Consider the following 24,510-nt stretch of genomic DNA (forward strand, 5'->3'; position numbering starts at 1 on the left):
TGATGATTATTTAGCTGTGAGACTTTGATTATTAAATCTCGTATTTAGTTTGCATTTGATTTAATTGGAAAACATATTTATAAAACCAGTCATAAAATCTAAATGAGTATGTTTATCGTTTCAAAATGAAAAACTATTTTTGGAATCTAAACCAGAATTATGAGTTTAAAACGTTCTATCCTAAAAGTACAAGCTGCTCTTGGTAATGTGAGAGCTATGGAAAAATTACATGTAGACACCTATACTGAAGAGATTATTATTGAGGTTGATGGTACCCGATTCGCAACATCAGAACTAAATGAAATTTATCTAGATTTAGTTGAGTTAGCAGGGTATTATTATTTAAAAGTTATAGTTGTAGGCAGTTTTCATATTAAAACATGGAAAGGCGCTAATCTGTTAATTGGAGGTAAGAATTTTGAGTTAAATTTGATTTCTGATATGCAAGAAATAGAATCCGATTTTTCTAATGTATCTAATAGAAGTATTACTCAAATAGATTTTATTATTGAAGAACAGGATATTGATAAAATTGAGAAATCTCAAATAGATAAAATCACTATTTCTTCTAAAAAGAAAATAGCTTGTTTCGACAACATTGTTATTACTGACGAAGAGGAATAGTTCATTGCCTTCTTTTAAAATCTAGGATTTTATTATTTTTAACCTATGAACACTACCTTAAACATTGCCTTAATTCAATCTCATTTAGCTTGGGAAAATCCAATCCAGAACAGAGCGGTCTTTGAACGAAAAATCAAATCCGTACATAACGAGACGGATCTGATTATTTTGCCAGAGATGTTCAATACCGGGTTTACGATGAACGTTGTTGAAGTTGCTGAGACGATGGATGGTGAAACTATAAGCTGGTTAAGAAAATTAGCTAAAGAAAAAGATTGCGCTATTGCGGGAAGCATTATTATAAAAGATGTTAAAGGATACTTTAACCGTTTTCTTTTTGTAAGACCTGATGGGAGTATCCAGAAATATGACAAGCATCAATTATTTACATTAGCTAAAGAGGAAGAAGTGTTTACAGCTGGTAATGAAGAAGTAATTATACTTTATAAAGGTTGGAAAATTAAACCACAAGTTTGCTATGATCTTAGATTTCCTGTTTGGGCAAGAAATACATCTGGATATGATTTATTAGTTTATGTAGCCAGTTGGCCAAAACCACGAGTAAATGCTTGGGATACGCTTCTTAAAGCAAGAGCTATTGAGAATATGTCATATTGCATTGGAGTCAATAGAGTAGGTCTTGATGGAAAAGGGTACGAGTATAATGGTCATTCGGCTGTTTATGATGTATTAGGAAATTCTGTTTTACAAGAGAACTCAATTGAAAGAGAGGTTATATTATATGCTACTTTGGACAAATCCTATGTCGAAAATACTCGCAAAAAACTACCTTTTCTGGATGATGCGGATAACTTTCGGATTACTCCAAAATAAAGGTTTGTTTTAATTCCCAATTGGCTCTCACTTCTATGTCTTTAGGGTAATAAACCACTTTTTCTGCCTGAATTCCTTTTAGAAAATCTCCAGTATCCCATTTTCCATTTTTATTAGTGTCAAAAATCACCCTTAGATTATATTTTCCAGGATCTAAGTTATCGAAAACGGTTGTTTCTTCTTTGATCACTACTTTCTCATCAATAAATAATCCCTTTTCATCAGTCGCCTGAATCAGAACCGGATATTCTTTTACATTTTGTAGCGTAAAAAAGATCGTGCCATAATCAGCTAATTTTGTAGTTCTGAAATTAACATTAAGACTGTCGTTTACATTGCCCACAAAATCGGTAATGGCTTCTGGTAATAATTGCATTGTATAGGTGTTACTTTCTGTTCTTTCGAAAGTAAATATTGCTTCATTTTTAATTTTGTCTAATTTTACTAAAAATGGTACGTTTAACGTGTCTTTATCGGTTAACGAAATTAATTGTTCATCAATCGCTTCTATAGGAGTGTTGGAGAAAAGTGTAAAATCTTGATTAAAAGCTAGACTTCTTTTTATATTACTCTTAAGATTTAGAGAATCTTTATATTGATCTTTAAATCTTGCAACTAGAGTATCTCGGAAATTTTTATTGTTAGTTACCTCAAAAATCAATGAATCTGCTTCGAAAAAAGGTCTAAACCAATAATGTAAAGTATCTTTTGTTTTGTCCGGAAAAATTCTAGTCTCAAAATTTTCAGGAGTTTTACTTACTAAATTGATCTTCATAGAATCGGCTATACCGTTATACCCAAAAACGAAAGAATTTTTTGATACTTGTTTTGGTTTTAATGCTTTAAAATCTAGAATTTCTTTAAATAAATTTATGTTAAAGACTTTTGCAGTATCCGCAGGAAGTGTCACAATGTCTTCATAAAAACCAATCTTATCTTGTTTTGGTTCGTAAGTATAGTTTGTAGCAACATCTTTTAGAGCAATTAGCTTGTATTTACCTTCTTTTAGATTGTCTAAGTCAAAATTAATACTGTCTAAAGTGCTGGTTATATATCTAGGCACTTCTTTAAAAACCAGGGAGTCAGAGTAATTTTTATCAATTTCATACAATGCAACTGTTATAAAAGGATCTGCTTTTTTTTCTAAAGCATCTCCAACAGTACCTTGTATTCTGAGAGAATCTAATGAGCCTCCTGTAGAGAAGACATATTTAAAAAATGGAGTAGCGTTTCCTTCATTGTTATCTTCGATACTTTGACCAAAATTGATGCTATAGGTGGTATTTTCTAATAAAGTATCCAGAAATTTAATTTTCAGATACTTACTTGCACCTCCTAAGGGTGTTATCTCTGGTTTGGGATCCATAGGAGGAGATATAATGATTTGTTTTTGGGGATCCTTTAATTTTACGTATTCATCAAAATAAATTCGAATTTCATTCTTGTTAAAATTTGTTGAAAAATTAGGAGGAGTTGCCTTCACAAATTTTGGAGGAATTTCATCCTTTTCGCCTCCTGTTATAGAACCTTTTTTGGCACAACTAACAATCAAGATTAAATAAAAAGCAGTTAACAATAACGTATAGGATCTTTTATACATAGCTCCGTTACAATTTTTTAAAGACACAAAGAAACGACTATTTATAACAAACAAAAAATCTATATAGTAATAGCCATGGTCGCAATGCTTATTTTGATACCTGGGATTGTTTTAAGAACTTGAATACAAGCTTCTATCGTAGCACCTGTAGTGACAATATCATCAACAATCAAAATATGTTTGTTTATTAGTAAGGACTCATTTTGTATTCCAAATGTTTCAGAAGTGTTTATCCAGCGAGTTAAACGACTATTTTTTGATTGTTTTTCATTGTAGGAATTTTTTTTCAAAACAAAATCAATGTATTCGGTATCTAATTTTTTAGCAATTTCCCTTCCAAATTTCTCTACTTGGTTATAACCTCTTTCTCTCAATCTTTTGGGATGAAGAGGTACTGGGATTATATAATCAATATTTTGATAATCAGGTAATTGTGTTAGTTCTTGACCTAGCCAGATACCAAGCTCTTTACCTATTTCTTCTCTACCTCTATACTTAAGATTGTGTATCAAATTTTGTACTAAACTATCCTTTTCAAACACCAATAATGAGGTGGCATTTTCTATTTTGGCTCGCCCATAAAATACTTTTTCGATCTTTTTAGCGTTTACCTTATGGAAATTACCTAATGGGAGCTTATGTCTGCATGATGTACATAAGATCCTTTCGTTTTTATATAAAGGATTGTCACAAGCAGCACAATATATAGGATAGAATAAATAAGCTAAGTCGCTTAACATATTAGGTCAATTAACATTAATCATTATATTTAACTAAATTTACTATTTTAACGTAACCATCAAAAATTAGAAATTTATTATGACAACTCAAAACAATAACTTGACCCTTAAGATACTAATTGGTGTTCTGGGAGCTCTTTTATTAATTCTGGGGATCTTCACGTATAAGTTTTACAACGAAGAAAAGAGAGAAAAAGCAATTTTGCAACAAGAAAAGGATTTAATTGAAAGTGAATTAGGAGAATTAATAACAAAATATGACAATGCTATAGCTCTTAATGAGGTAATGGATGATCATTTACTAAAAGAAAAGCAGCGTGTTGTTGTTTTATTAGATAGTTTAAAAGACTATGATGCTAATGTAGCATTGATTGCACGATATAGAAGAGAAGTAAGTAAACTGAAAAAAGAGCGTGAAAGATTATTTAAATTAGCGGATAGTTTAACTACTGCTAATGCTCAGTTAGCTACTGATCTAGATAGTACTTCTACAGCTTTATCAGAAAGAATTGTATTCTCTGATTCTTTGGCATCACAGAATAGTAAGTTGGCAGAAATTGTAGAAAGAGGATCTGCTTTACAGGCTTCAGGTATCAAAGCAGAAGGAGTTAGAGTAAGAAATAGTGGTAAAATTACTACTACATCAAGATCAAGTAGAGCTGAAAAAGTAAGAGTTTGTTTTACACTATCACCTAATAAATTGACTGAAAAAGGAGATAAGGATTTATTCGTTCAGGTTATTAATCCTGAAAATAACCTTATAGGAGATAAAGTTTCTATAAACTTTGATGATGCTGTTCTTACTTATAGTGGTCGTAATAAGGTGTTTTATGAGAATGATGCGCTAGATGTTTGTGTTTTAGTTGATTCTGCAGATGGAGAGTTAGTAAAAGGAAACTACGTAGTAAACTTGTTCTCTGGTCCTAGAATGATTTCTAACACACAGTTTGAGTTGAAATAAGAATAATTTTTCTAAAAAATACCAAACCACCTTGTTATTAGTAATATGGTGGTTTTTTTGTGTTTTTGTCAGAAATTACTTTATCCGATCATTAATTAAATAAATTCGTTTTCAATTCTTGTAAATTCAGTTATTTTTGCGGCATGGCAAATCAAGAAGATAAATTTAAGAAGGTTATTGCTCACGCTAAGGAGTATGGGTATATTTTTGGTTCTAGTGAGATCTATGATGGATTGAGCGCGGTATATGATTACGGACAAAATGGAGCTGAGCTTAAAAAGAATATTAGAGAGTATTGGTGGAAAAGTATGGTGTATATGAACCAAAATATTGTGGGGCTCGATGCTGCAATATTTATGCACCCAACTACTTGGAAAGCTTCAGGGCACGTAGATGCTTTTAGCGATCCACTTATAGATAATAAAGATTCTAAGAAAAGATATAGAGCTGATGTATTGTTAGAGGATTATGCCGAAAAGCAATACCAAAAGGCTCAAAAAGAGATTGCAAAGGCTAAAAAACGCTTCGGAGATTCTTTTGATGAAGAACAATATAGTACCACCAATCCAAGAGTAGTAAAATATCTTTCGGAACAACAGAGGGTATTGAAGCGTATGGCAAAATCCTTAGAAAACGAAGATCTAGCGGATGTAAAGGCTTTAATTGAAGAGTTAGGTATTGCTGATCCTGATACAGGATCTAAAAACTGGACGGATGTTAGACAGTTTAATTTGATGTTCGGTACTAAGCTTGGTGCTTCTGCAGAATCTGCCACAGATTTGTATTTAAGACCAGAGACTGCGCAAGGTATTTTTGTAAATTTCTTGAATGTTCAGAAAACAGGTCGAATGAAAATTCCTTTTGGAATCGCTCAGACAGGTAAGGCATTTAGAAATGAGATTGTTGCAAGACAATTTATCTTCAGAATGCGTGAGTTTGAACAAATGGAAATGCAGTTTTTTGTGCGTCCAGGAGAAGAAATGAAGTGGTATGAATACTGGAAAGAAACACGTTTAAATTGGCATTTATCTTTAGGATTAGGAAAAGAAAATTATCGCTTCCATGATCACGATAAGTTAGCACATTATGCAAATGCAGCAGCAGATATAGAATTTAATTTCCCATTTGGATTTAAAGAATTGGAAGGAATTCACTCTAGAACAGATTTTGACTTAAAAGCACACGAAGAGTTTTCTGGTAAAAAATTACAATTTTTTGATCCAGAATTGAAGGAGAGTTATGTGCCATATGTGGTTGAAACTTCTATAGGATTGGACAGAATGTTTCTTGCTGTATTCTCTACTGCATTACAGGATGAGGTGCTAGAAGATGGATCCAGTAGAGTAGTATTAAAATTACCAGCGGTGGTTGCACCGGTAAAAGCAGCTATTCTTCCATTGGTTAAAAAAGATGGTTTACCAGAAGTTGCAGAAAAGATTGTAGAAGATCTTAAATGGAAATTTAATGTTGCCTATGATGAGAAGGATGCTATTGGGCGTCGTTATAGAAGACAAGATGCTGCAGGAACTCCAATATGTATTACAGTGGATCATGATACATTAAATGATCAGTCAGTTACCATAAGAGATAGAGATACTATGGAGCAGAAACGTGTTCCGATTTCAGAACTAAAATCCATTATCTCAGAAAAAGTAGATCCAGAATTTTGGTTGAAATAAGATAATAATAGTAATGAAAAGCTGTCTATAAGGCAGCTTTTTTGTTTTTAGTGGGTAAAAATAGATAGATGCAGTAGGGTTTATGGGCCTTTAGATGTTTAATTATATATTAGGGGAAACATTTTTTGACCCCAAAGGAACTTAGAGGTTTTAATTATAAGAAATCTCTCTTGTTTCCCGTTATAAGTATAGATTATGTGTTTAGTTTTTATCATATTTTGAAGTTTAATTGTATTTTAGACCAAAAATCGAGATAATTATCATCTTAAAAATTCTCTTATGTTATTGAAAAGGATAGCTTTCTTTTCTTTTTTATTTTTTAGTATAGTTGGTTTTTCTCAAAAAAAGAAAAGTGCAACAGCTACTTTGATTACTACTTCTAGTTATATGAAAGAAGTGGAACCGTTGATTGGTAAGAAATTGATTCCTGAAGAACCTCGAGAAGGAGAAGTGAATCCTAAGAGAACTGATGCTAATAAAATTGTACCAGGTAAAGGATTTCCAAAAGGGCAAGATCCTTTATTACTAAAGCAAAAAAGTGCTAATAACATTAGAGCTAATAGAGCTCCATCATTAGTTTTTGAAGCTAATTCTAGTTCTGTTTCTCCAACAGATCCTACAGGAGCGATAGGACCTAATCATTACATAACTGCTAAAAATTCTGCATTTGCAATATATGATAGAAATGGAAATGTCTTAGTTCCTTCTACTTCCTTGACCAATATTTTTCCAGGAGAATCCTTGGGTGATCCAATAGTATTTTATGATAGTTTCGTAGATCGATTTGTAATAACACAATTTAGTGAGACGCCTAATGGTTTTTTGGTGGCAGTCTGTAGAGGATCAGACCCGGTTAATGATGGTTGGTACACCTATCGTTTTAATACTGGTAGCTTTCCGGATTATACTAAATTTTCAATTTGGTCGGATGGATATTATATCACCGCTAACAAAGATCAGGGGCAGCAAATGACAAGTGAGGTGGTGTATGTTATCGATAGAGAACAAATGCTAGCAGGTGTTGATACCGCCCAAATGATTGGTTTCCCATTACCTGGGGCCAGAATAGGAGGGTTTTATAGTCCAGCTTCTTTTAACGCAATTGGAAGTTCTCTTCCTCCAGAAGGAAATGCCAAGATCATTTATTTTCAGGACGATGCGTGGGAAGGAGTTAATCAAGATGCATTAAAGTTGTGGACAATTAATGTAGATTGGATTAACCCTGAACAATCTACGATTACTGAAGCAGAAGAACTAAACGTTAGCAATGGAAATATAACTCCTTTTGATTCTACATTTGATGGAGGTTCTTTTGCTAATCTTCCGCAACCTGGTTCGGATGCTCAAGATATCGATGTGTTACAAGGGACCGTAATGTTTGCTACCAATTATAGAAGATTTTGTAGTTATAATTCTGTAGTATTAAATTTCCCAGTAGATATCGATGATAGGTTAGATTCGGATAATATTTCTGGAATTAGATGGTATGAGCTTCGCCAAAGCGGTGATGATCAGCCATGGTCAGTATTTCAGGAGGGAACATATACATCGCCTGGAGGTAAAAGTGCTTGGTGCGCAAGTATGGTTATGGATGTTTTTGGAAATATCGGAATGGGTTATACGACTATGGGTACAGTAGCCGATGGAGCAAATACAGACAGTTTTGGTTCTATTAGATATACTGGACGATTAGCCAACGATCCTTTAGGAATTATGACTTTTGCAGAACAAACGATAGCTGTTGGTACTGATGTAAATCGAACTACTAGAAATCGCTATGGTGATTATGCTCAGATTACGGTTGATCCATTGGATGATCAAACATTTTGGCACATTTCAGAGTACTTTGAAGGTTCAGGAAACAATGCGAGAAATATTGTTGGAGTATTCAAAATTGCGGAGAACGTAGCAAATGATGTAGGTGTTATCAGTATTGATGCTCCTGACGATGCCACTTTTACTACTTCTGAAGTGATTACCGTTACAATTAAGAATTTTGGAACTTCAACACAAAGTAATATTCCGATAAGTTATTCTGTTAATGGAGGAACAGCTATTGATGAAATTTTTACGGGATCTATTGGAGCAGGTCAAACAGCGTCATTTACTTTTAATACAACCGCAAATTTAACCGGTAGTAGTACGTCTTTTATTTTAGCAGAAACAAACCAAGTAGGTGATGTTATGCCAGAAAATGATTGTATAACTAAAGAGGTTTCTAATTTATTACCAAATGATGTAGGAGCCATTAGTTTAGTATCTCCTGTATCTGGAGGAGGTCTTTCATCTACAGAAGCTATTACAATAACTATTAGAAATTACGGAGGTTTTCCACAATCCGATATTCCAGTTTTTTACACAATTGATGGTGGAGCTGCGGTGAATGAAACATTCACAGGCACTATCGCTGTTGGAGAAACTGCCCAATATACATTTACGACAACCGCTGATTTATCAGAATTTGGAAGCTATTCTTTTCAGATTGGAACTGCTTTGACAACAGATGAGGATGTTAATAATGATGCGATACATAGAGTAATTGAGCATCGATTATGTTCGCCAACTTCTGATTGTCAGAGATTTGGTGATGGGCTATCTTCTTTTGAATTGTCGAATATCTCTAATCAAAATATTGAATGTGGAAATGGCTATGATGATTTCACTAATATGGTTATAAATCTAGATAGATCCATAGGAGTATATACGTTAACTGTTCAGGTAGGCTTTGCACAGGGGGATTCGGAACAATTATCATTGTGGATAGATTATGATGATGACACCGTATTTGAAGATGAAGAATTAATTATTAGTAACCAAGTAATTACAGAAGAAGACGTCAATCAAACTTTTCTTTTTTCGTTGGGTAATGAAGCCCCTTTGGGAAGACACTTGTTAAGAGTTAGAGCTGGTGATACTAATACCAATAATGGAGCGGACCTTAATGATTCTTGTGGTTCTATGCAGTTTGGTACTACTCATGATTATACCGTAGAAATAGGAGAAAATACGAACCCTAATTCTGATCTTATTGTAGTTAGTTTGTCAAATAAACAATTTGTAATTACCATGAGTGATTCTAATGCTGATGATGTTTTAAGGCTTAGAATTTATAATATAAATGGTCAGGTGATATATGCTAATAATAGAGTAGAAAAAGATGCTAATGCTAGATTTTTTGATAATGTGGATATGTCATACGCTAGTACCGGAATCTATTTTGTGCGTCTTGGTGGGAGTAAGACGGGAAAATCCGCTAAGTTTTATGTAAACTAATCTATACGTTTACTTATTTCTTGTATAGAGACAGGTCGTGCTTCATTACATCTACTATTCATTCTTAGATCACTATATTTTACCCATACTTTTTCTGGTATATCTGTTTTAAAGAAGTCTTGAATGTTTATTGGATCTAACTTATCTGTATATTTTTCTACAGTGAGAATATATGGGCAGTCTTTTGATTTGTTAATAGACAGTGCTCCTTTAGTAAAACCTTTTTCTAGCATTTTTTCCGAACTTGTAATTTGAGAATTATTTTGATCATCATTAACTGCTTTTACATCAGTTCTTTTAGTTGTATTACAGCTTTGCAAGTAAATAATAGCAATTAAGCAAGAAATTTTTAGAAGCCCTCTCATAGTATCTAATTTGTTTTATAAAGATAAGGATAAGTATTAAAGTCATTACTAAAAATATGCTCTAAGTTGAATGCTACCTGTATGAATTGTACTAGCAGTTTCGCTTTTTCGACCTAAATATGATATGTTAAGATCCAGATATTTAGTTAATTTTTTTTGTATTAAAAGAGACCAGGTATAATTATCTCCAGGTTGCAAACCATTAAGTAATTGATATCCAACTGGCGAAAAAGCATTTCCCGTAAATTCATTATTAAAATAATTAAACTCACCTGTAATTGATACTTGTTGTTTGTTTGCGTAAGCAAAAGAAACCCCTAATTTTTGTTGGGCTAGAGCTTCTTCTCCTGAAATATTTTCCTGATCATTTAAGAGGTAGAAGATACTAAACTGTGTTTGTGGAGAAAGTAAATAGGATAACTTAGGTTCAATTTTATAACCTTCTAAGAGATAGTTTCTGTTACTAAAGTTTTCTGAAACACTTTCGGTTTCTACAAATTCATTTTTTAGGTCAAAAAGCCATGTTTTTGCCATTTTGTGTGCAAAAGTTAATTGATGGCTGTCTATAATGTTTTCTTGAAGACCTGTAACTTGTAAGTTAGTATTTTTAGTAGAGAGAAAAGTGTATGAAGTAGTATATCGTTGCTTTCCACGGTTAAAGAATAAGGTGTTTCTAAAGCTTAGATTTAGTGCTAGTTCATTATCGTCTTTTTTAAAGGGATTAATATCAAAAGAACTGTCATCGCGCAGGTTTTTTCTGTCTACTATATAAGATGTTTGATTATAAAAATGAGATAAAAGTTTTTTCGTTTTATTTTCTGACCCAGACCAAGAAAGAGGGTTTAAGGTAATAATTTGACTGAGTCGATTTTGATGTGTTTTTACAAAAAGTTGGTTAGGTAATAATACTCTAAGATATATAGCTTCGTCTGTAAATTGAGCAATTTCAAACTCTTCTAATTCCTGAACTCCATTATCATTGTAATCATTCCAGGTGTAGGTTCCTTGTCCTGGGTCCACTTGTACATAGGTAAATTCCTGTTGAGGTAAGGTTCCACTATTAGTTTCAAAAACAGTATTCCAGTTAATTTTACCTGCAAAAAACTTTTGATTATAGAGTAATCTTGAATTTAATGATTGTTCGGTCTCACGGTTTTGATCTTCATTATTTAGTGTTCTGTAATTCACGAACAAGGATAATTGTGTGCTGGTAGTATTTAGTAAATTAGATTTCAGAAAGAAAGTATTTGAAGTGCTTACTTTGTTTAAAAGATTATTTCTTACACTGTCATTGATACGATGTCTGTATCCAACTTCAGCATAAATTTTTGTACTATCACCTATCCCACTGAAGACTTCATAAGATTTGAATCTTTGGGTATTTAGGGTAAAAGTCTGGTTGCTTAAATCTATCTCTTTATTTTCTTCCGTAGCGATTTTAGCTCCAATCCAGTTTTTTGAAAAGCTATATGTTAATATGCTATATATTCTGAAAAACCTAGAATCTAAGTCAGCATTTTTACTATTTAACAAACTTGAATATAAAGAAATGCCTAATTTATTCAACTTAAGTTCCGTATTTAACAAATGTCTATTACCGTTGTAATTCTCTGAGAAATTAAGATGCTGAAAAGAATATCTGGTAAATCCTTTTTTAGGATGAAGCAGCTCCAGACCTGATGTAAAAAACTGCTGATCTCCCAGAGGATTATTTAAGTTCCAATCTCTATTAAATTCTACGTTGTAGATTCTTTCAATACTTTCAAATTCCTTCTGAATATAATCTCCATTGGCAAATGCGTTCATTGTCCAGCTACTATCTCTGGAGAAAATTCGTTGCTTCAGCTGCAGTCTTCCTGCTACTCCATCATTATCATCGTCATCCAAATCCGAAAAAAGATTTAGGTCATTTTTACTACCCGAAATCTCGAATCCAATGATTGTTTTTTCATTTGGGATATAAGAGCCCTGAATTACGGCCGTCTGAAGCTTAGTCGGAGCTACTAATTGAATTACGGGGGCAAAATTACCCTGAGGAATACCATTAATAGGCGCTACATATTCAAAAATCCGACTAATTGTAGTAACGTCTCCTACGATATAATCACCTTGATTATTACCTACCAATGAGAATCGAACGTTAAACAATTCATCTTCTGGATTATTAGAAAACACAAAAACTTCCTGACCACCAATAACATCTCTTCTATATAGAATTTTATTTTCACTAAATACATCAGGGACAGCAGATGGGGAAATCATCTGAGTAGTATCATCACCTGCATTGGATAGAATTTCTTTTTGTGGATCGCTTAAATTTTGTTGTAAAGGTTGATTTTTTGCGTCATTTTCTGAGTATACAAAAGCTCCTATTTTTAGTTTTTCGCTGGTATGTTCACCACCACCATACACGATGATTCTAGAGTAATTACGTTCTGTAGTTTGGTATTCTATCGATACTCTCATATCCGAAGTAATTGGAAAGGTTGGATTAAAACGTACCTCTCCTGCGTTGTAATCTATAATATAATCCTTGTTTTCTCCTCTCTCCAGCAATAAACCATTTACATATACGCGTTCGCTACCTGATACAATAAGAATAAACAATTCTCCATTAGGGCCTGTTAGTTTATAAGGACCTTGGTTTCCTTCTTGTCCGGTAAACTGACTTCTGGTAAAAACTCCTCTTACCAAAGCTCCTGAAGCGAATAGATTTGTCTTAGATTCGGGATGGTTTAATGTTCCGTTGATAGATATACCTTGTACGTTTTTGGTAAACCTGTTAAAGTAACTTGTGCTGTTTTGTAACTGTACATCACCAGCTCTAACATTCCAGTTTTTACTATATAATTCAATAAAAACCTGATCAAATTCATCAAGATTCTGAGAATATCCACTTTGTTGTACCGGTACATTTGCATCTTGTATCGATGCCCGTAGGGATATATTATCACTTATTTTTCCAGAAATTTGTAGATCTAATTCAGAATTTAAAACAGTACTTTGATTACTACCTACGGTGACTCCTCTGGATATGCTTCCATTGGTAGTAAGCCCATCAAAAGGTGTGAACTCTTTTTTGTTATTTGCTTCAGATAAGCTATACAATTTCTGCAGATCACCACTTTGTTCGACAATAATAGAAGGGTCGAATTCGAAATATTTTTTAGTCAAAAATTCAGGGTAGCGATAGTATTGTATAGTGATTGAATCGTTTTGTGATTGTATCTGTGATGACAAGACAATCGAAGCATTTTCAAAACTAACTTTGTATAATGTACTATCAATTGCAACACCTTGTTTCGAAATTAATTTAAAATCAAAAGAGTTGATACTTACAGAATCAATGCGGATAGTATCAGTAACTCGCACTTTTTTACTTCTGAAGTTTCCAGAAGTATCCTGTCCAAGTAGGTTACTTGTGCTAAGTAATACTAAAAAACCTAAAACCGTAAAAATGCGCATCGATACAAAACTAAAGTTTTTCACTTACTGAGATAGTGTTAATCCCTTAAATTACTATGATTTATGCAACAACTATTGATTGGAAAGGTTTTTATAGTAGCAATAACGATAAAAGTAACATTAAGTTTTATTAATCTATCAAAATTTTATGAATGTATTATTATAGGGCGATTTTTAAATTCTTCTGTGATGTAAACCTTTTTAACTTAATATTTTGTCTTTTCATGAGTTTGATCAGCGGAATATATTGGAGTATATTTTTGTTTAATACAGTGGGTATTTGCGTAGGATTACAAGGCTTTAAGATCTTTAAAAATAACGAGTACTATATGTATGCTAATCTTGGGTTTACAAAATCGGAGCTTACTATAAACGTGTTTTTTATGAATGTGTTTATATCATTACCATTCCTGTTTTTACTCTTGACTTTTTTTTAATTCTAAAATATGAATAATCTTTTTATTAGGGATCTAACAAAATCATTTGGTAAAAACAGCATTCTAAATCAGGTTGCTTTGCAATGTGGTGTGGGCGAAATTGTTGGGGTTTTTGGAAGAAACGGAACAGGAAAATCTACGATGTTACGATGTGTTTTTGGAACAATGAGATCTAATGCAATACATATTAGTATAGATGATGAAACGATAAAGCCTAAAGAGGTAATAGCAGATGGTAGAATAGGATATCTCCCTCAGGATTCTTTTTTGCCAAAAGAGAAAAAAGTAAGAGATATTATTCCTTTACTATTTCCAAATGGAGAGGATCAGGATAAAATATTTTATACAAAAGGAATACACGCCATAGAAAACCGAAGAGTAGGAAAACTATCATTAGGAGAGTTGAGGTATTTAGAAGTTGTATTACTCTCGCATTTAGAGCATCAGTTCTTAATGATGGATGAACCTTTTTCTATGATTCAACCTTCTTATAAGGAGTTGATAAAAGACTTACTACTATCTATTAAGAAGAAAAAGGGAATTATCATTACCGATCATTATTATGAAGATATATTGGATATTACAGATAGAAGTTTGTTAGTAAAGGAGGGTGGTTTGATTGCTATCCAAAATAAAACAGACCTAGTAACTCATGGGTATCTTAGATCGCTGTAAACTTGAGAGAACTATAAAGAGTTAAATTTTTTAATCTAAAGCAGGAATTTATGACGGATTATATAGATAAAAAAAGTTGGTGGCGTAAAAACCGAAGCTGGGTTTTAGGGATTTTGATACTAACGTTTGGATTTGTCATAACCGTATTGATAGTTCTAGGGAAACCTATCGGAGATTTTACCAAAACTGTCATAGATCCATCAGTGTATGACAATGCTTTTGATATGGTACAAGATGATGAGCGAGTGATTACATTATTAGGAGAAGTACAACCGATTAGTATTTTTGAACTTTTGGAAGGAGAAGTACGATATGCAGAAGAAGGTAAAGCAATCATAACAGTTGGGATTAAAGGGGCAAAGCAAAAAGGGAAAATGGACATTGTTGCCAATAAAAAGAATAACACTTGGCAATATCAAACCATCAGAATTCGAACAAAAAAACCAAAAAAAACTATTGAGGTGTTAGATAGTGAATAAAATAGCGTCAGTTTGAGTGTTTTTACGGTAGTAAAAATGTATCGAAAACAAGATATTTTAGACGAAGTTATCTGATTTTAAAATATCTTAGCTATACCCTTTTAACTTTGCCCAAATGAACCCACTAAAAACCATCGTCCTTTTATTATTCTTTACTAGTCTCTCTTTTTCTCAGAGCAAAACTGTAAACGATACTATTCTGGCTTCTCAATATTTTAAGAAGGCAGATTCTTTATTGGCTGAGAGAAAGTTAGATAGCGCTATTGTTTATTTTAAAAAAGCGTCGCCTATTTATGAGAAGGCACAGGCTTGGTGGCGAGTGGCTGGGTGTTATAATAAGGTTTCAGAGAGTTATTGGCGGGATTCAAAACACGAAAAATCTTTATTAAATGCTAGAAAAGCACTAGAAATTAGTAAAAGGCATACGACTTTAGAGAGTTATGAGAAAGCGAATGCATATGAAAATATTGGTAAAGTTTATTCTAAAAAATCTGATTTTGATAATGCTCTTTTAGAGTATAAAAAAGCATTAAATATTAAGTTGAAAAAAGCTAAAGAAAAGAATTTAGGGGTAGCTAAATCATACCATGAAATTGGTCACGTTTATAGAGAGAAAGGAGAATATAGAAAAGCCTTAGAGTATTATGAAAAAGCACTAAAAGGCAACATAAAATTTTACGGAAACAGTAACAATGAAACTGCCCCTATTTACGACAATATTGGAGATGTTTACAATAAATTAGGAAAGTATGACATAGCTATAGAAAATTTTAAAAAAGCTTTACAAACAGGAAGCAATGATCTTAAAATTGCAGATTATTATACAAATCTAGGTTATGCCTTTTTAAACAAACTGGAAAAGGAAAAAGCATTAGAATGTTTTGAAAAATCATTAACTATTAATGAATTAAATCAAGATAAAATTGGAATGGCACTATCCAATAGGGGAATTGGAATGGTTAATCTTAAAAAGAGATTATCTATAAAAGCTCTAGAATACTATAATAAATCTTTAGAAATAGAGATAAATTTTTTTGGTAAAAATAATTACCTACTTGCTCCATCTTATCGCAATATAGGGATAGTATATTATAATTTGGAAATGTATAAAGAAGCTGAGTATTATTTTAAAAAATCTTCTTCCATATTGCGTTCTAAATTTGGAAAAAATCATCCAAAGCTGATCTCCAACTACTATAATATGGGTTTATTACATAAAAAAAAGAAACAATATGATAAGGCATTGGAATATTATGAAATAGGCTTATCTATAATCTTAAATACTTATGGAAAAAATCATTATTATGTAGGAAAATCTTACGTGAGTTTTGGAGCTACATATTTTGAATCGGGTAATTTTGAAAGAGCTTTACATTATTTTACTAGAAGTGGAGATGTTTTTAAAGAGAATTATGGTGAAGATAGTGCCATTTTAATCAATACATATAACTGGATTGGAGCGGTTTATCTTAAGAATAATGAATACTGTAATTCTATTGATTACTATGATAAATCTATAAAAATTAATTTAGGAAAAATAGAGGCAAACAAAAAATCAATTGATTTATCCTATTTTAATGATTTACGTAGTCTTCTTATTAGTCTCAAGGGAAAATCAAAATGTTTGAAATATCTATATGAAGATAGTGCGAACATAAATTATTTAGTGCAAGCAAAAAACATTCATGAAAAAACTGATTCCATTTTTAATTTCTTAAGAAGAAAATCAACTAATTATAAGGATAAGATACAATTTTCTAAAACAGCGAAAAGTATTTTTCTAGGGTCAATTGAAACTCAATTGCTGCTACACAATAAAACAAAAATTCAAGAAGATATTAATCGTGCATTCTACTATTTAGAAAGAAGCAAATCCAATACCCTAAAAGATTTACTAAACGATTCTAATGCAAAAAGCTTTTCAGGATTGTCAGAAGGATTAGTTGCATTAGAAAAAGACTTAAGAATAGATAAAGCCTTTTATCAATCTAAGGTCAATGAAGAAGTATCCAATAAACAAATGGATTCAACCAAGCTATCTAATTACGAAAATAAACTCTTCGGCATCTCTAGAAGACAAGATTCCCTAACCAAAATTTTAGAGGAAGATTATCCTAAATATTATCAATTAAAGTATAAAAATGAGGTGATTTCGGTAGCTGAGATTCAACAAAAATTAAATGACAAAACTACCTTGCTAGAGTTTTTTACCGCCGATAGTATTACTTATGCTTTTACAATTTCAAAAAATAAGATTACGGTAAAAGAATTATTAACTCCAAAGCTTACGGATCAAATTGAACAATTTAGGGCTTCGATGACTAAAAACTATGAGGAATATAAAGATAGTTCACATGTACTATATCAAAAGTTGATTGCACCTATTCAAGATCAGTTTGTAGGTACTCAATTAATAATAGTTCCCGATGGTCCACTTTGGCACCTTAATTTTGATTTATTACTAACGCAAGAAGATGCTTCTAATAACCCAAAAGATTGGTCATATCTTCTTGAAAAATATGCTATTTCGTATGCTAATTCCGCTACGCTTTTATTTGGAAACAAAGTACAGCAGGATACTGTTTCTAATAAGCGACAAGAATGTTTAGCCTTTTCTTTTTCTAGCGGAGATAATATCGCTAATACAAGAAACCTGTCTCTAAAAACTTTTAGGAATTCGAGTATGGATCTTCCAGGAACTCGAGAAGAAATAAAAGCAATCGCTAATATCGTAGATGGAAACTATTTTTATGGATCAGAAGCTACAGAACAAAATTTTAAAAAACATGTTGGAGCGTATAGTATTTTGCACTTAGCATTACATGGCGATGTAGATAATGAACGCCCAGAAAACTCTAAGTTGTATTTTACTAAAAGCAAAGACACCTTAGAGGATAATTATTTATACAGTCACGAGCTATTTGCGTTAGATATCCCCGCAGAACTTACTGTACTCAGTGCTTGTAATACAGGGACCGGCAAAATTGCTAAAGGAGAAGGAATTATGAGTTTGGGGAATGCATTTCAGTATGCAGGAACCAAAAGTTTGCTGTTAACTAATTGGGAAGTGTCTGATCAGACGACTCCTAAGATCATGGAGTATTTCTACAAGAATCTCAAAGACGGAAAAAATAAAGCAGAAGCATTGCAACAAGCAAAGTTGCAATTTCTTGCTACCACAAACGAAGAAACCATCCATCCTTATTATTGGGGAGGATTTTATTTGCTCGGAGATACGGCTCCGATTAAGTTTCAGGACAATAGTTATGTATATTGGGTGATTGGGTTTGGTGTTTTAGCAATTATCTCACTAAGTTTGTTTTGGTATAGAAAACAACATAGTAAATAACTTTTGTTACACTAGTGATCTGCGAAAGTTCCCTTTCCTGTGGGAGAAGGAGGCTTTAAAATTATATAATACAAATTAAATCAATAGACTAAAAAGAATACATGAAAATAATATCATATAACGTAAACGGAATCCGGGCAGCACTAAAAAAAGGATTCATAAGATGGTTACAACAAGCAGATCCAGATGTGATTTGTTTACAGGAGATCAAAGCAAATGAAGATCAATTAGACTTAGCGGTTTTTGCAGAAGCTGGATATTCTTATAACTATTGGTATAGTGCTCAGAAAAAAGGATATAGTGGCGTTGCTGTTTTATCTAAAACAGAGCCTGATCATATAGAATATGGAACCGGAATCGATTATATGGATCACGAAGGTCGTAACCTTAGAGTTGATTTTAATGGAGTTTCTATTATGAGTTTATATCTGCCAAGTGGTTCTAATATAGAACGTGTGGAGCATAAACTAAAGTTTATGGATGATTTTCAGGAGTATATCAACGAGTTAAAGAAGTCTCATCCCAACCTGGTGATTTTGGGTGATTATAACATTTGTCATGAAGCGATTGATATTCATGATCCGGTTCGTAATAAAAATGTATCTGGATTTTTACCTGTCGAGCGCGAATGGATTGGAAATTTTATTAATAGTGGGTTTATAGATTCTTTTAGACATTTTAATAAAGAACCAGACAATTATTCTTGGTGGAGCTACAGAGCAAATGCCAGAGCGAATAATAAAGGATGGCGTTTAGATTATGGAATGGTGGCACAACCGTTACAAGATAAATTAGAAAGAGCCGTTATTTTATCAGATGCTAAACATAGTGATCATTGTCCAATTATGGTAGAATTGAATATGTAAAACGATAGCTCCCTCTCCTGTGGGAGAGGGTTGGGGAGAGGGCATTTGTAGTCTGTTAAAATTAAAAATATAGAAAAAACATGATAAAAAGAATTGTAATACTAATATTCATAGGAGCATTTGCTACTTCTTGTGTTTCTTCAAAAGTGCATAAGCAACTAGAAGGTAAATACGCTCGATTAAAAAGAGATAATCGCAAGTTGGAGGACAAGTTTAGAGCTTTACAAAAGACTAGCGATGCTGATAAGTTAGCAATGGATCAACTTAATGATGCATATGAAAAAACCAGAACAGAAAGAGATGAACTGCGATCCAAATATGACGCGCTTTCTGCTAATTATGAAAACTTAAAAAATTCGTATGATGCCTTAGGCAAAAATAGTGCAGCCGCTCTTAATGAGAATAGTAAGAGAAATAGAGAATTATTGTCTCAGTTAGAAGAAAAAGAAAGAACCTTAGCTGCAGAGCGAAATCGTTTAGAAAAACTACAAAGAGATTTAAAGAGTCGTTCTAAACGAGTAGATGAACTAGAAGGATTGATAGCTGCCAAAGATGCTAAAATGCAAGCATTAAAAACAGCTATTTCAAAAGCCCTAAGAAATTTTGAAGGAAAAGGATTGACGGTAGAAGAACGAAATGGTAAAGTATACATCTCGATGGAAAATAAATTGTTGTTTGCCTCTGGTAGTTGGGCAGTGGGAACACAAGGAAGACAGGCTGTAAAACAATTAGGGTCTGTTCTAGGAGAGAATAATGATATTGCCGTACTAATAGAAGGCCATACGGATAATGTGCCTTATACGGGTAATGGGCAGTTAAAAGGAAATTGGGATTTATCTACTAAAAGAGCTACGGCTATTGTAAATTTATTATTGGAGAATAATCAAATAGACGCGCAAAACCTTACTGCTGCCGGAAGAGGAGAATTCTCACCAGTGGCATCTAACGAAACATCAACCGGTAAAGCTAAGAACAGAAGGATAGAAGTGATTTTAACACCTAAGTTGGATGAAATTTCTAAATTATTGAACGATATATAATGGTGACTATAGGAAATAAAAAAGCGCTCATTTGAGCGCTTTTTTATTTAAATTTATTAATTACTAAATAATTCGGATAATATACTATCAACTTCCTTACCGTTATTAGCTTTTAACTGTTCCTTTAAGATTAGGAGTTTGCTTCTAAAGCTATCAATTACATCACTTGCTGTGTCTTTTCCAAGACGGATTTGTTTACCAGAACTTGTTAACAAAGTGTAATTATAAAATTCTTTAGCTTTAGACTTATCTTTTTTCGTTTCTAGTGAAATAGTACCTGACTTTAGCACAAAAGAGATTATATTGTCTTGAGCGGTTACTTTATCTGTTATTTCTCCAATATCAGAAGCTAGAGCATATAGCTCTTTTTGCTCTTCATAAAGTTGAGACCAATCAGTGCCCTTACCGTTTTGAACTTCCTGAGCCTTTGCAGTTAATCCTGCGCCTACTATAAGTAAAAGTAGAAATAATTTTTTCATAATATTTGGGTGTTAATATAATTTAGTATCAAAACTACGTATTTGATTTCACGTATTCCAAAACGGAATAATTAAAAATTTATTATTAAAGTTATCTTAAAAACTGCTTTAAATTAACCAATTTAATTTGAAGATTCCAAAAAGTATGCCACGAATTTAGTAAACAAAAATAAAATCCTTAATTATGCATATAGTAAAAAGTATAAAAATAAGGAAGACAGATAACAAATGGCCATTGCCAGACGTTTATACTACCCAACTAATTTAAAACTATAAAACAAATGAAGAGGTTATCCATTTTTGTAATAGTATTATTATCAGTAATTAAAGGAGTGAGCCAGGAAAGCGAAGAAGAGTACCAGGAAGAAGAAACACAAAGTGAAGAAGAGTATCAGGATGATGAGGAAAGTCAAAACAGCTATTTTGATTTCTATAAATATTTTGATTTCACCAATGATGAGTACTCTAATGTCCTAGATAAAGTGAATGAGATGAATTCAGACGAGGAAGACATACTGTATAAATTTGTGGTAACGGTTCAACAAGATAAAGTATTAAAAGATCGCTTATTCCGAGAGTTGATTACAAAAATCAAAAAGAAAGGTCCTTATAAAGGTAAAGACAGTCCGGGTTTTAACTGTATCATAAATGGTCTTATAGAAAATAAAACAGTATATGATGCAATAATTCAAGATGGTCGCTCTGAAGAACAAGCTAGAAATGCTGCAGCGCTTTCTGAAAGAACCGTTCGCAGAAAATGTGGTGTCATTAAAAAAGTAAATAATAAAGAAGAGCAATAAGACTTTCCTTCTAATATTTATCAACGTAGAGATTATTAGAAAAACAACTATCTTTGAGGTGTACTTTTGTGCACGTTCTTTGTAAAACCATACTCCATAGTTCTTGAATTAAATATTAATTTTTAAAACTATGATGATGAATTGGAAAATTCAAAAACTATTGAGTGGTGAGACAATTGTCTCCAAAGAACCAGGTAATTCTATGTTACCTATCTTACGATCAAAACAACCTGTAGTACTGAAACCCGTAGATTGGGAAGATTGCCAAGCAGGTGACATTGTTTTTTGTGAAGTAAGAGGAAACTGTTTTACACATTTAGTCAAGGGCAAAAATGTAAAACGAGGATTACTAATCGGTAATAATCGAGGTCGTATCAACGGATGGACCAAAAATGTATATGGCAAAGTAATAGAAATATTACCAATGTCATAGTAGTAGCGCGTTAAGCGCTTTTTTTATTTATAAAAACTACCTTTATAAAAATAATATATTAAACTAAAAAAGTTATGATTTCATAGTATGTTTGGTTTTTAGTTCACGTTATACTTCCGTTTTTCGAAAAAGGATTGAAGGAGCTGTTTTACTTAGAATACCCGTCCTAATATTTACATTACTAGTCGAGTAGTCTCTGAAACTTTTCCATTTTATCTGCCAACATTTCAGTACCCATACTTTAAACTCACTTTTGAACGCGATCTCTTTTTTATAAATCACTATAAATGATTTATACCATTTATAATCCTAATTTACAGTTGGATATTATTATTCATTACGCATTAAATAACAAAATCTATTATTTCCCTAATTCAAAACACCGTTTCCCTCATTTGTGCTTTTATCAATCATAGAAAGACAATACTTTTATATTGATCTAAAGAATAATAAGTGTTGGATGAGTGAGGAATTAATTTTTAGGTTGGTTAGTTGTTAAACGGATGTGGTAATGGGGTAACTGCATCCGTTTTTTATTTTGATAGTATGTTTTCTTTATATAGTTCTCGAACTAATTTATGATAAGAGTTCCGGTTGATCACAATTCTATTTTCTTGTATTTCCATCAGAGGATTGTAGCGTTGTAGCACTTTTTTTACGGTTTCTTCGGTAAAATCAGTTTTAGACGCGATTCGGTGTATAGCAAATCGTTTATTTTCTTTAGTTAAGTTTTTATAGTATGTGTTTAGCATGGATTTGTCTCATGAGTTAGTCATAAAGTTAAAAGCAAACTAAAGATATAAAAATATATACAAAATATAGTTTATGTATAAAATAATATACAAAAAATAATCATTCTACTTATAAACAAATATATCTAGTTAGGTGTTTTTCAAGAAATAATACTATAAAAAAAGAACTCCTTAACTAAGAAGCTCTTTTTCCGGTTAAAAAAGTAAAGGGTTCGGGGAATACAAACCCTTTTAAGTGAGGTAATAATAATACCTCTTTTTGGTTGGTATAAAATTTTTTAGATTTTGTTCATCATAAAAACAAATCGTTATTTCTTTTTTTATAGTATTATAATTTTATCAGAATATATAATACCTATCGAAATAATTATTCCATAAATCTTAAAAAATACAAGTATTTGATAATCAGTATATTATGTTTTATTTAGTAAATGAAATTTTAATACATGTGTGGATGTTTTCTTGTTAATGTAGATAAAACACTCACTTATGACTTTCAAAATCGGGTAGAATAATGTGCGTGATATCTAAGAATTTATTATGATAATTTTTTGAATAACTAAAACGAGAGTCTTTAATTTTGAATTTTTGTGTATCTATAAAATTAACCAATTCGACAATGAAATATACGACATTACCAAATACAGATATTAAAGTTAGCAAAATATGTTTAGGCTCTATGACTTGGGGAGAACAAAACACAGAGTCAGAAGGTCATGAACAAATAGAATATGCAATTGAGGAAGGAGTTAATTTTATAGATACTGCAGAGTTATATTCTGTACCTGCTAAAAAAGAAACACAAGGAAGCTCAGAACGAGTTATAGGAAGTTGGTTAAAGAAATCAGGAAAACGGGATAAGGTAGTAATTGCTTCAAAAATTGTTGGACCCGCAGAGTTTTCGAAACACATAAGAAAAGGAGAATTTAGCAAACAAGAAATAGCAAATGCCATTAATAAAAGTTTAGAAAGATTACAAACTGATTATATAGATTTATATCAATTGCATTGGCCTGAAAGGCAAACTAACTATTTTGGTAAGTTAGGATATACCCATGATAAAAATGACAGGTGGACTGATAATTTTGTCAAAGTTTTGGAAAACCTCAATGATTTTGTGAAAGAAGGAAAGATAAGACACATCGGAGTTTCTAATGAAACAGCATATGGGTTGATGCGATATACTGAAGAATCCCGAAAAGGAGCACCTAAAATGATTACGATACAAAATCCATATAATTTACTAAATCGAAAAGATGAAATTGGTCTTGTAGAGGTTTTGCATCGTGAAAATATCGGTCATTTACCTTATTCACCACTAGGTTTTGGGATGCTAACTGGGAAGTATCTTGAAGAAATTCCAAAAAAATCTAGAGTTGACCTTTTTCCTAATTATAATCGATATATGAATGAGAATAGTTATAAGGCAACTAGATTATATAACGAAATTGCTAAAACACATAATATCAGTTTAACACAATTATCACTAGCGTTTATAAATCAACAACCATTTGTAACGAGTAATATCATTGGGGCTACTTCTATAGATCAGCTTAAAGAAAACATTGGCAGTATTCACATTACTTTGTCTGATGAAATTATCTATGAAATAAATGAAGTCCATATGCAGATTCCTAATCCTGCGCCATAAACGAAACA

19 protein-coding genes are annotated in these 24,510 nt (G+C 32.2%); 13 read left to right on the forward strand and 6 right to left on the reverse strand.

The genetic code is table 11. From position 1 onward, the window contains the following. Positions 1 to 159: 159 nt before the first annotated feature. Positions 160 to 624 (forward strand): hypothetical protein, encoded by a 465-nt coding sequence (locus Q0921_RS18525; RefSeq protein ID WP_299259510.1) that lies wholly within the window; start codon positions 160 to 162, stop codon positions 622 to 624. Between the two features lie 45 nt (positions 625 to 669). Beyond that, a complete protein-coding gene (locus Q0921_RS18530) occupies positions 670 to 1,458 on the forward strand; it encodes an amidohydrolase (protein ID WP_299259512.1) in 789 nt (262 codons plus the stop codon). On the opposite strand, the gene Q0921_RS18535 is transcribed toward Q0921_RS18530, so the two are convergent. Both Q0921_RS18535 and Q0921_RS18540 read right to left on the reverse strand, forming a co-directional pair. Further along, entirely contained in the window at positions 1,445 to 3,058 is a 1,614-nt protein-coding gene (locus tag Q0921_RS18535) for an Ig-like domain-containing protein (protein ID WP_299259514.1), read from the reverse strand. The two genes, Q0921_RS18530 and Q0921_RS18535, sit on opposite strands and share 14 nt — an antisense overlap. Before the next feature lie 59 nt (positions 3,059 to 3,117). Then, a complete protein-coding gene (locus Q0921_RS18540) occupies positions 3,118 to 3,798 on the reverse strand; it encodes a ComF family protein (RefSeq protein ID WP_299259516.1) in 681 nt (226 codons plus the stop codon). Positions 3,799 to 3,877: 79 nt separating this feature from the next. Here Q0921_RS18540 and Q0921_RS18545 point away from each other — a divergent pair, with 79 nt between their 5' ends. The 3 genes from Q0921_RS18545 to Q0921_RS18555 all read left to right on the forward strand — a co-directional run bounded on the left by Q0921_RS18545 (position 3,878) and on the right by Q0921_RS18555 (position 9,711). Then, the gene (locus Q0921_RS18545; protein ID WP_299259518.1) at positions 3,878 to 4,759 is read left to right on the forward strand and encodes a hypothetical protein; all 882 of its coding nucleotides are present in this window, start codon (positions 3,878 to 3,880) and stop codon (positions 4,757 to 4,759) included. 143 nt (positions 4,760 to 4,902) lie between these two features. Continuing rightward, positions 4,903 to 6,438 (forward strand): glycine--tRNA ligase, encoded by a 1,536-nt coding sequence (locus Q0921_RS18550; protein ID WP_299259520.1) that lies wholly within the window; start codon positions 4,903 to 4,905, stop codon positions 6,436 to 6,438. Positions 6,439 to 6,717: 279 nt separating this feature from the next. Beyond that, positions 6,718 to 9,711, forward strand: a complete 2,994-nt coding sequence (locus Q0921_RS18555) for a GEVED domain-containing protein (protein ID WP_299259522.1) — start codon at positions 6,718 to 6,720, stop codon at positions 9,709 to 9,711. Here the strand turns inward: Q0921_RS18555 and Q0921_RS18560 are convergent. Then, positions 9,708 to 10,076 (reverse strand): hypothetical protein, encoded by a 369-nt coding sequence (locus tag Q0921_RS18560; RefSeq protein ID WP_299259524.1) that lies wholly within the window; start codon positions 10,074 to 10,076, stop codon positions 9,708 to 9,710. The two genes, Q0921_RS18555 and Q0921_RS18560, sit on opposite strands and share 4 nt — an antisense overlap. Before the next feature lie 48 nt (positions 10,077 to 10,124). Continuing rightward, positions 10,125 to 13,541 carry a hypothetical protein gene (locus Q0921_RS18565; RefSeq protein ID WP_299259526.1) on the reverse strand — a complete coding sequence of 1,139 codons (3,417 nt, stop codon included), beginning with the start codon at positions 13,539 to 13,541 and terminating at the stop codon, positions 10,125 to 10,127. A 446-nt stretch (positions 13,542 to 13,987) separates the two neighbouring features. Between Q0921_RS18565 and Q0921_RS18570 the strand changes: the two genes are divergently transcribed. The 5 genes from Q0921_RS18570 (at position 13,988) to Q0921_RS18590 (ending at position 20,387) form a co-directional block, all read left to right on the forward strand. Beyond that, complete coding sequence (locus tag Q0921_RS18570) at positions 13,988 to 14,653, forward strand: ATP-binding cassette domain-containing protein (RefSeq protein ID WP_299259528.1); 666 nt, start codon at positions 13,988 to 13,990, stop codon at positions 14,651 to 14,653. A 50-nt stretch (positions 14,654 to 14,703) separates the two neighbouring features. Next, the gene (locus tag Q0921_RS18575; RefSeq protein WP_299259530.1) at positions 14,704 to 15,132 is read left to right on the forward strand and encodes a cytochrome c oxidase assembly factor Coa1 family protein; all 429 of its coding nucleotides are present in this window, start codon (positions 14,704 to 14,706) and stop codon (positions 15,130 to 15,132) included. A 115-nt stretch (positions 15,133 to 15,247) separates the two neighbouring features. Continuing rightward, positions 15,248 to 18,481, forward strand: a complete 3,234-nt coding sequence (locus Q0921_RS18580) for a CHAT domain-containing protein (RefSeq protein ID WP_299259532.1) — start codon at positions 15,248 to 15,250, stop codon at positions 18,479 to 18,481. 101 nt (positions 18,482 to 18,582) lie between these two features. Further along, positions 18,583 to 19,347 carry an exodeoxyribonuclease III gene (locus tag Q0921_RS18585; RefSeq protein ID WP_299259534.1) on the forward strand — a complete coding sequence of 255 codons (765 nt, stop codon included), beginning with the start codon at positions 18,583 to 18,585 and terminating at the stop codon, positions 19,345 to 19,347. 80 nt (positions 19,348 to 19,427) lie between these two features. Then, positions 19,428 to 20,387, forward strand: coding sequence for an OmpA family protein (locus tag Q0921_RS18590; protein ID WP_299259536.1), 960 nt, complete (start codon positions 19,428 to 19,430; stop codon positions 20,385 to 20,387). Positions 20,388 to 20,443: 56 nt separating this feature from the next. Here Q0921_RS18590 and Q0921_RS18595 read toward each other — a convergent pair whose 3' ends face one another. Then, complete coding sequence (locus Q0921_RS18595; protein WP_299259538.1) at positions 20,444 to 20,866, reverse strand: hypothetical protein; 423 nt, start codon at positions 20,864 to 20,866, stop codon at positions 20,444 to 20,446. A 281-nt stretch (positions 20,867 to 21,147) separates the two neighbouring features. Here Q0921_RS18595 and Q0921_RS18600 point away from each other — a divergent pair, with 281 nt between their 5' ends. Continuing rightward, positions 21,148 to 21,666 carry a hypothetical protein gene (locus tag Q0921_RS18600; RefSeq protein WP_299259540.1) on the forward strand — a complete coding sequence of 173 codons (519 nt, stop codon included), beginning with the start codon at positions 21,148 to 21,150 and terminating at the stop codon, positions 21,664 to 21,666. A gap of 136 nt (positions 21,667 to 21,802) precedes the next feature. Then, the gene (locus Q0921_RS18605; protein WP_299259542.1) at positions 21,803 to 22,099 is read left to right on the forward strand and encodes a hypothetical protein; all 297 of its coding nucleotides are present in this window, start codon (positions 21,803 to 21,805) and stop codon (positions 22,097 to 22,099) included. Positions 22,100 to 22,632: 533 nt separating this feature from the next. On the opposite strand, the gene Q0921_RS18610 is transcribed toward Q0921_RS18605, so the two are convergent. Continuing rightward, positions 22,633 to 22,851 (reverse strand): hypothetical protein, encoded by a 219-nt coding sequence (locus Q0921_RS18610; RefSeq protein ID WP_299259543.1) that lies wholly within the window; start codon positions 22,849 to 22,851, stop codon positions 22,633 to 22,635. 619 nt (positions 22,852 to 23,470) lie between these two features. On the opposite strand from Q0921_RS18610, the gene Q0921_RS18615 reads away from it, so the two are divergent. Then, positions 23,471 to 24,502 (forward strand): aldo/keto reductase, encoded by a 1,032-nt coding sequence (locus tag Q0921_RS18615; protein WP_299259544.1) that lies wholly within the window; start codon positions 23,471 to 23,473, stop codon positions 24,500 to 24,502. The last annotated feature ends 8 nt before the right edge of the window (positions 24,503 to 24,510 follow it).

Origin of the sequence: uncultured Aquimarina sp. (assembly GCF_947496855.1) — a bacterium.
Classification (GTDB): Bacteria; Bacteroidota; Bacteroidia; order Flavobacteriales; family Flavobacteriaceae; genus Aquimarina.

Coding starts and splice junctions, on each gene's coding strand:
- Q0921_RS18525 (WP_299259510.1), top strand. CDS start 160: ATGAGTTTAAAACGTTCTATCCTAAAAGTACAAGCTGCTCTTGGTAAT.
- Q0921_RS18530 (WP_299259512.1), top strand. CDS start 670: ATGAACACTACCTTAAACATTGCCTTAATTCAATCTCATTTAGCTTGG.
- Q0921_RS18535 (WP_299259514.1), bottom strand. CDS start 3,058: ATGTATAAAAGATCCTATACGTTATTGTTAACTGCTTTTTATTTAATC.
- Q0921_RS18540 (WP_299259516.1), bottom strand. CDS start 3,798: ATGTTAAGCGACTTAGCTTATTTATTCTATCCTATATATTGTGCTGCT.
- Q0921_RS18545 (WP_299259518.1), top strand. CDS start 3,878: ATGACAACTCAAAACAATAACTTGACCCTTAAGATACTAATTGGTGTT.
- Q0921_RS18550 (WP_299259520.1), top strand. CDS start 4,903: ATGGCAAATCAAGAAGATAAATTTAAGAAGGTTATTGCTCACGCTAAG.
- Q0921_RS18555 (WP_299259522.1), top strand. CDS start 6,718: ATGTTATTGAAAAGGATAGCTTTCTTTTCTTTTTTATTTTTTAGTATA.
- Q0921_RS18560 (WP_299259524.1), bottom strand. CDS start 10,076: ATGAGAGGGCTTCTAAAAATTTCTTGCTTAATTGCTATTATTTACTTG.
- Q0921_RS18565 (WP_299259526.1), bottom strand. CDS start 13,541: ATGCGCATTTTTACGGTTTTAGGTTTTTTAGTATTACTTAGCACAAGT.
- Q0921_RS18570 (WP_299259528.1), top strand. CDS start 13,988: ATGAATAATCTTTTTATTAGGGATCTAACAAAATCATTTGGTAAAAAC.
- Q0921_RS18575 (WP_299259530.1), top strand. CDS start 14,704: ATGACGGATTATATAGATAAAAAAAGTTGGTGGCGTAAAAACCGAAGC.
- Q0921_RS18580 (WP_299259532.1), top strand. CDS start 15,248: ATGAACCCACTAAAAACCATCGTCCTTTTATTATTCTTTACTAGTCTC.
- Q0921_RS18585 (WP_299259534.1), top strand. CDS start 18,583: ATGAAAATAATATCATATAACGTAAACGGAATCCGGGCAGCACTAAAA.
- Q0921_RS18590 (WP_299259536.1), top strand. CDS start 19,428: ATGATAAAAAGAATTGTAATACTAATATTCATAGGAGCATTTGCTACT.
- Q0921_RS18595 (WP_299259538.1), bottom strand. CDS start 20,866: ATGAAAAAATTATTTCTACTTTTACTTATAGTAGGCGCAGGATTAACT.
- Q0921_RS18600 (WP_299259540.1), top strand. CDS start 21,148: ATGAAGAGGTTATCCATTTTTGTAATAGTATTATTATCAGTAATTAAA.
- Q0921_RS18605 (WP_299259542.1), top strand. CDS start 21,803: ATGAATTGGAAAATTCAAAAACTATTGAGTGGTGAGACAATTGTCTCC.
- Q0921_RS18610 (WP_299259543.1), bottom strand. CDS start 22,851: ATGCTAAACACATACTATAAAAACTTAACTAAAGAAAATAAACGATTT.
- Q0921_RS18615 (WP_299259544.1), top strand. CDS start 23,471: ATGAAATATACGACATTACCAAATACAGATATTAAAGTTAGCAAAATA.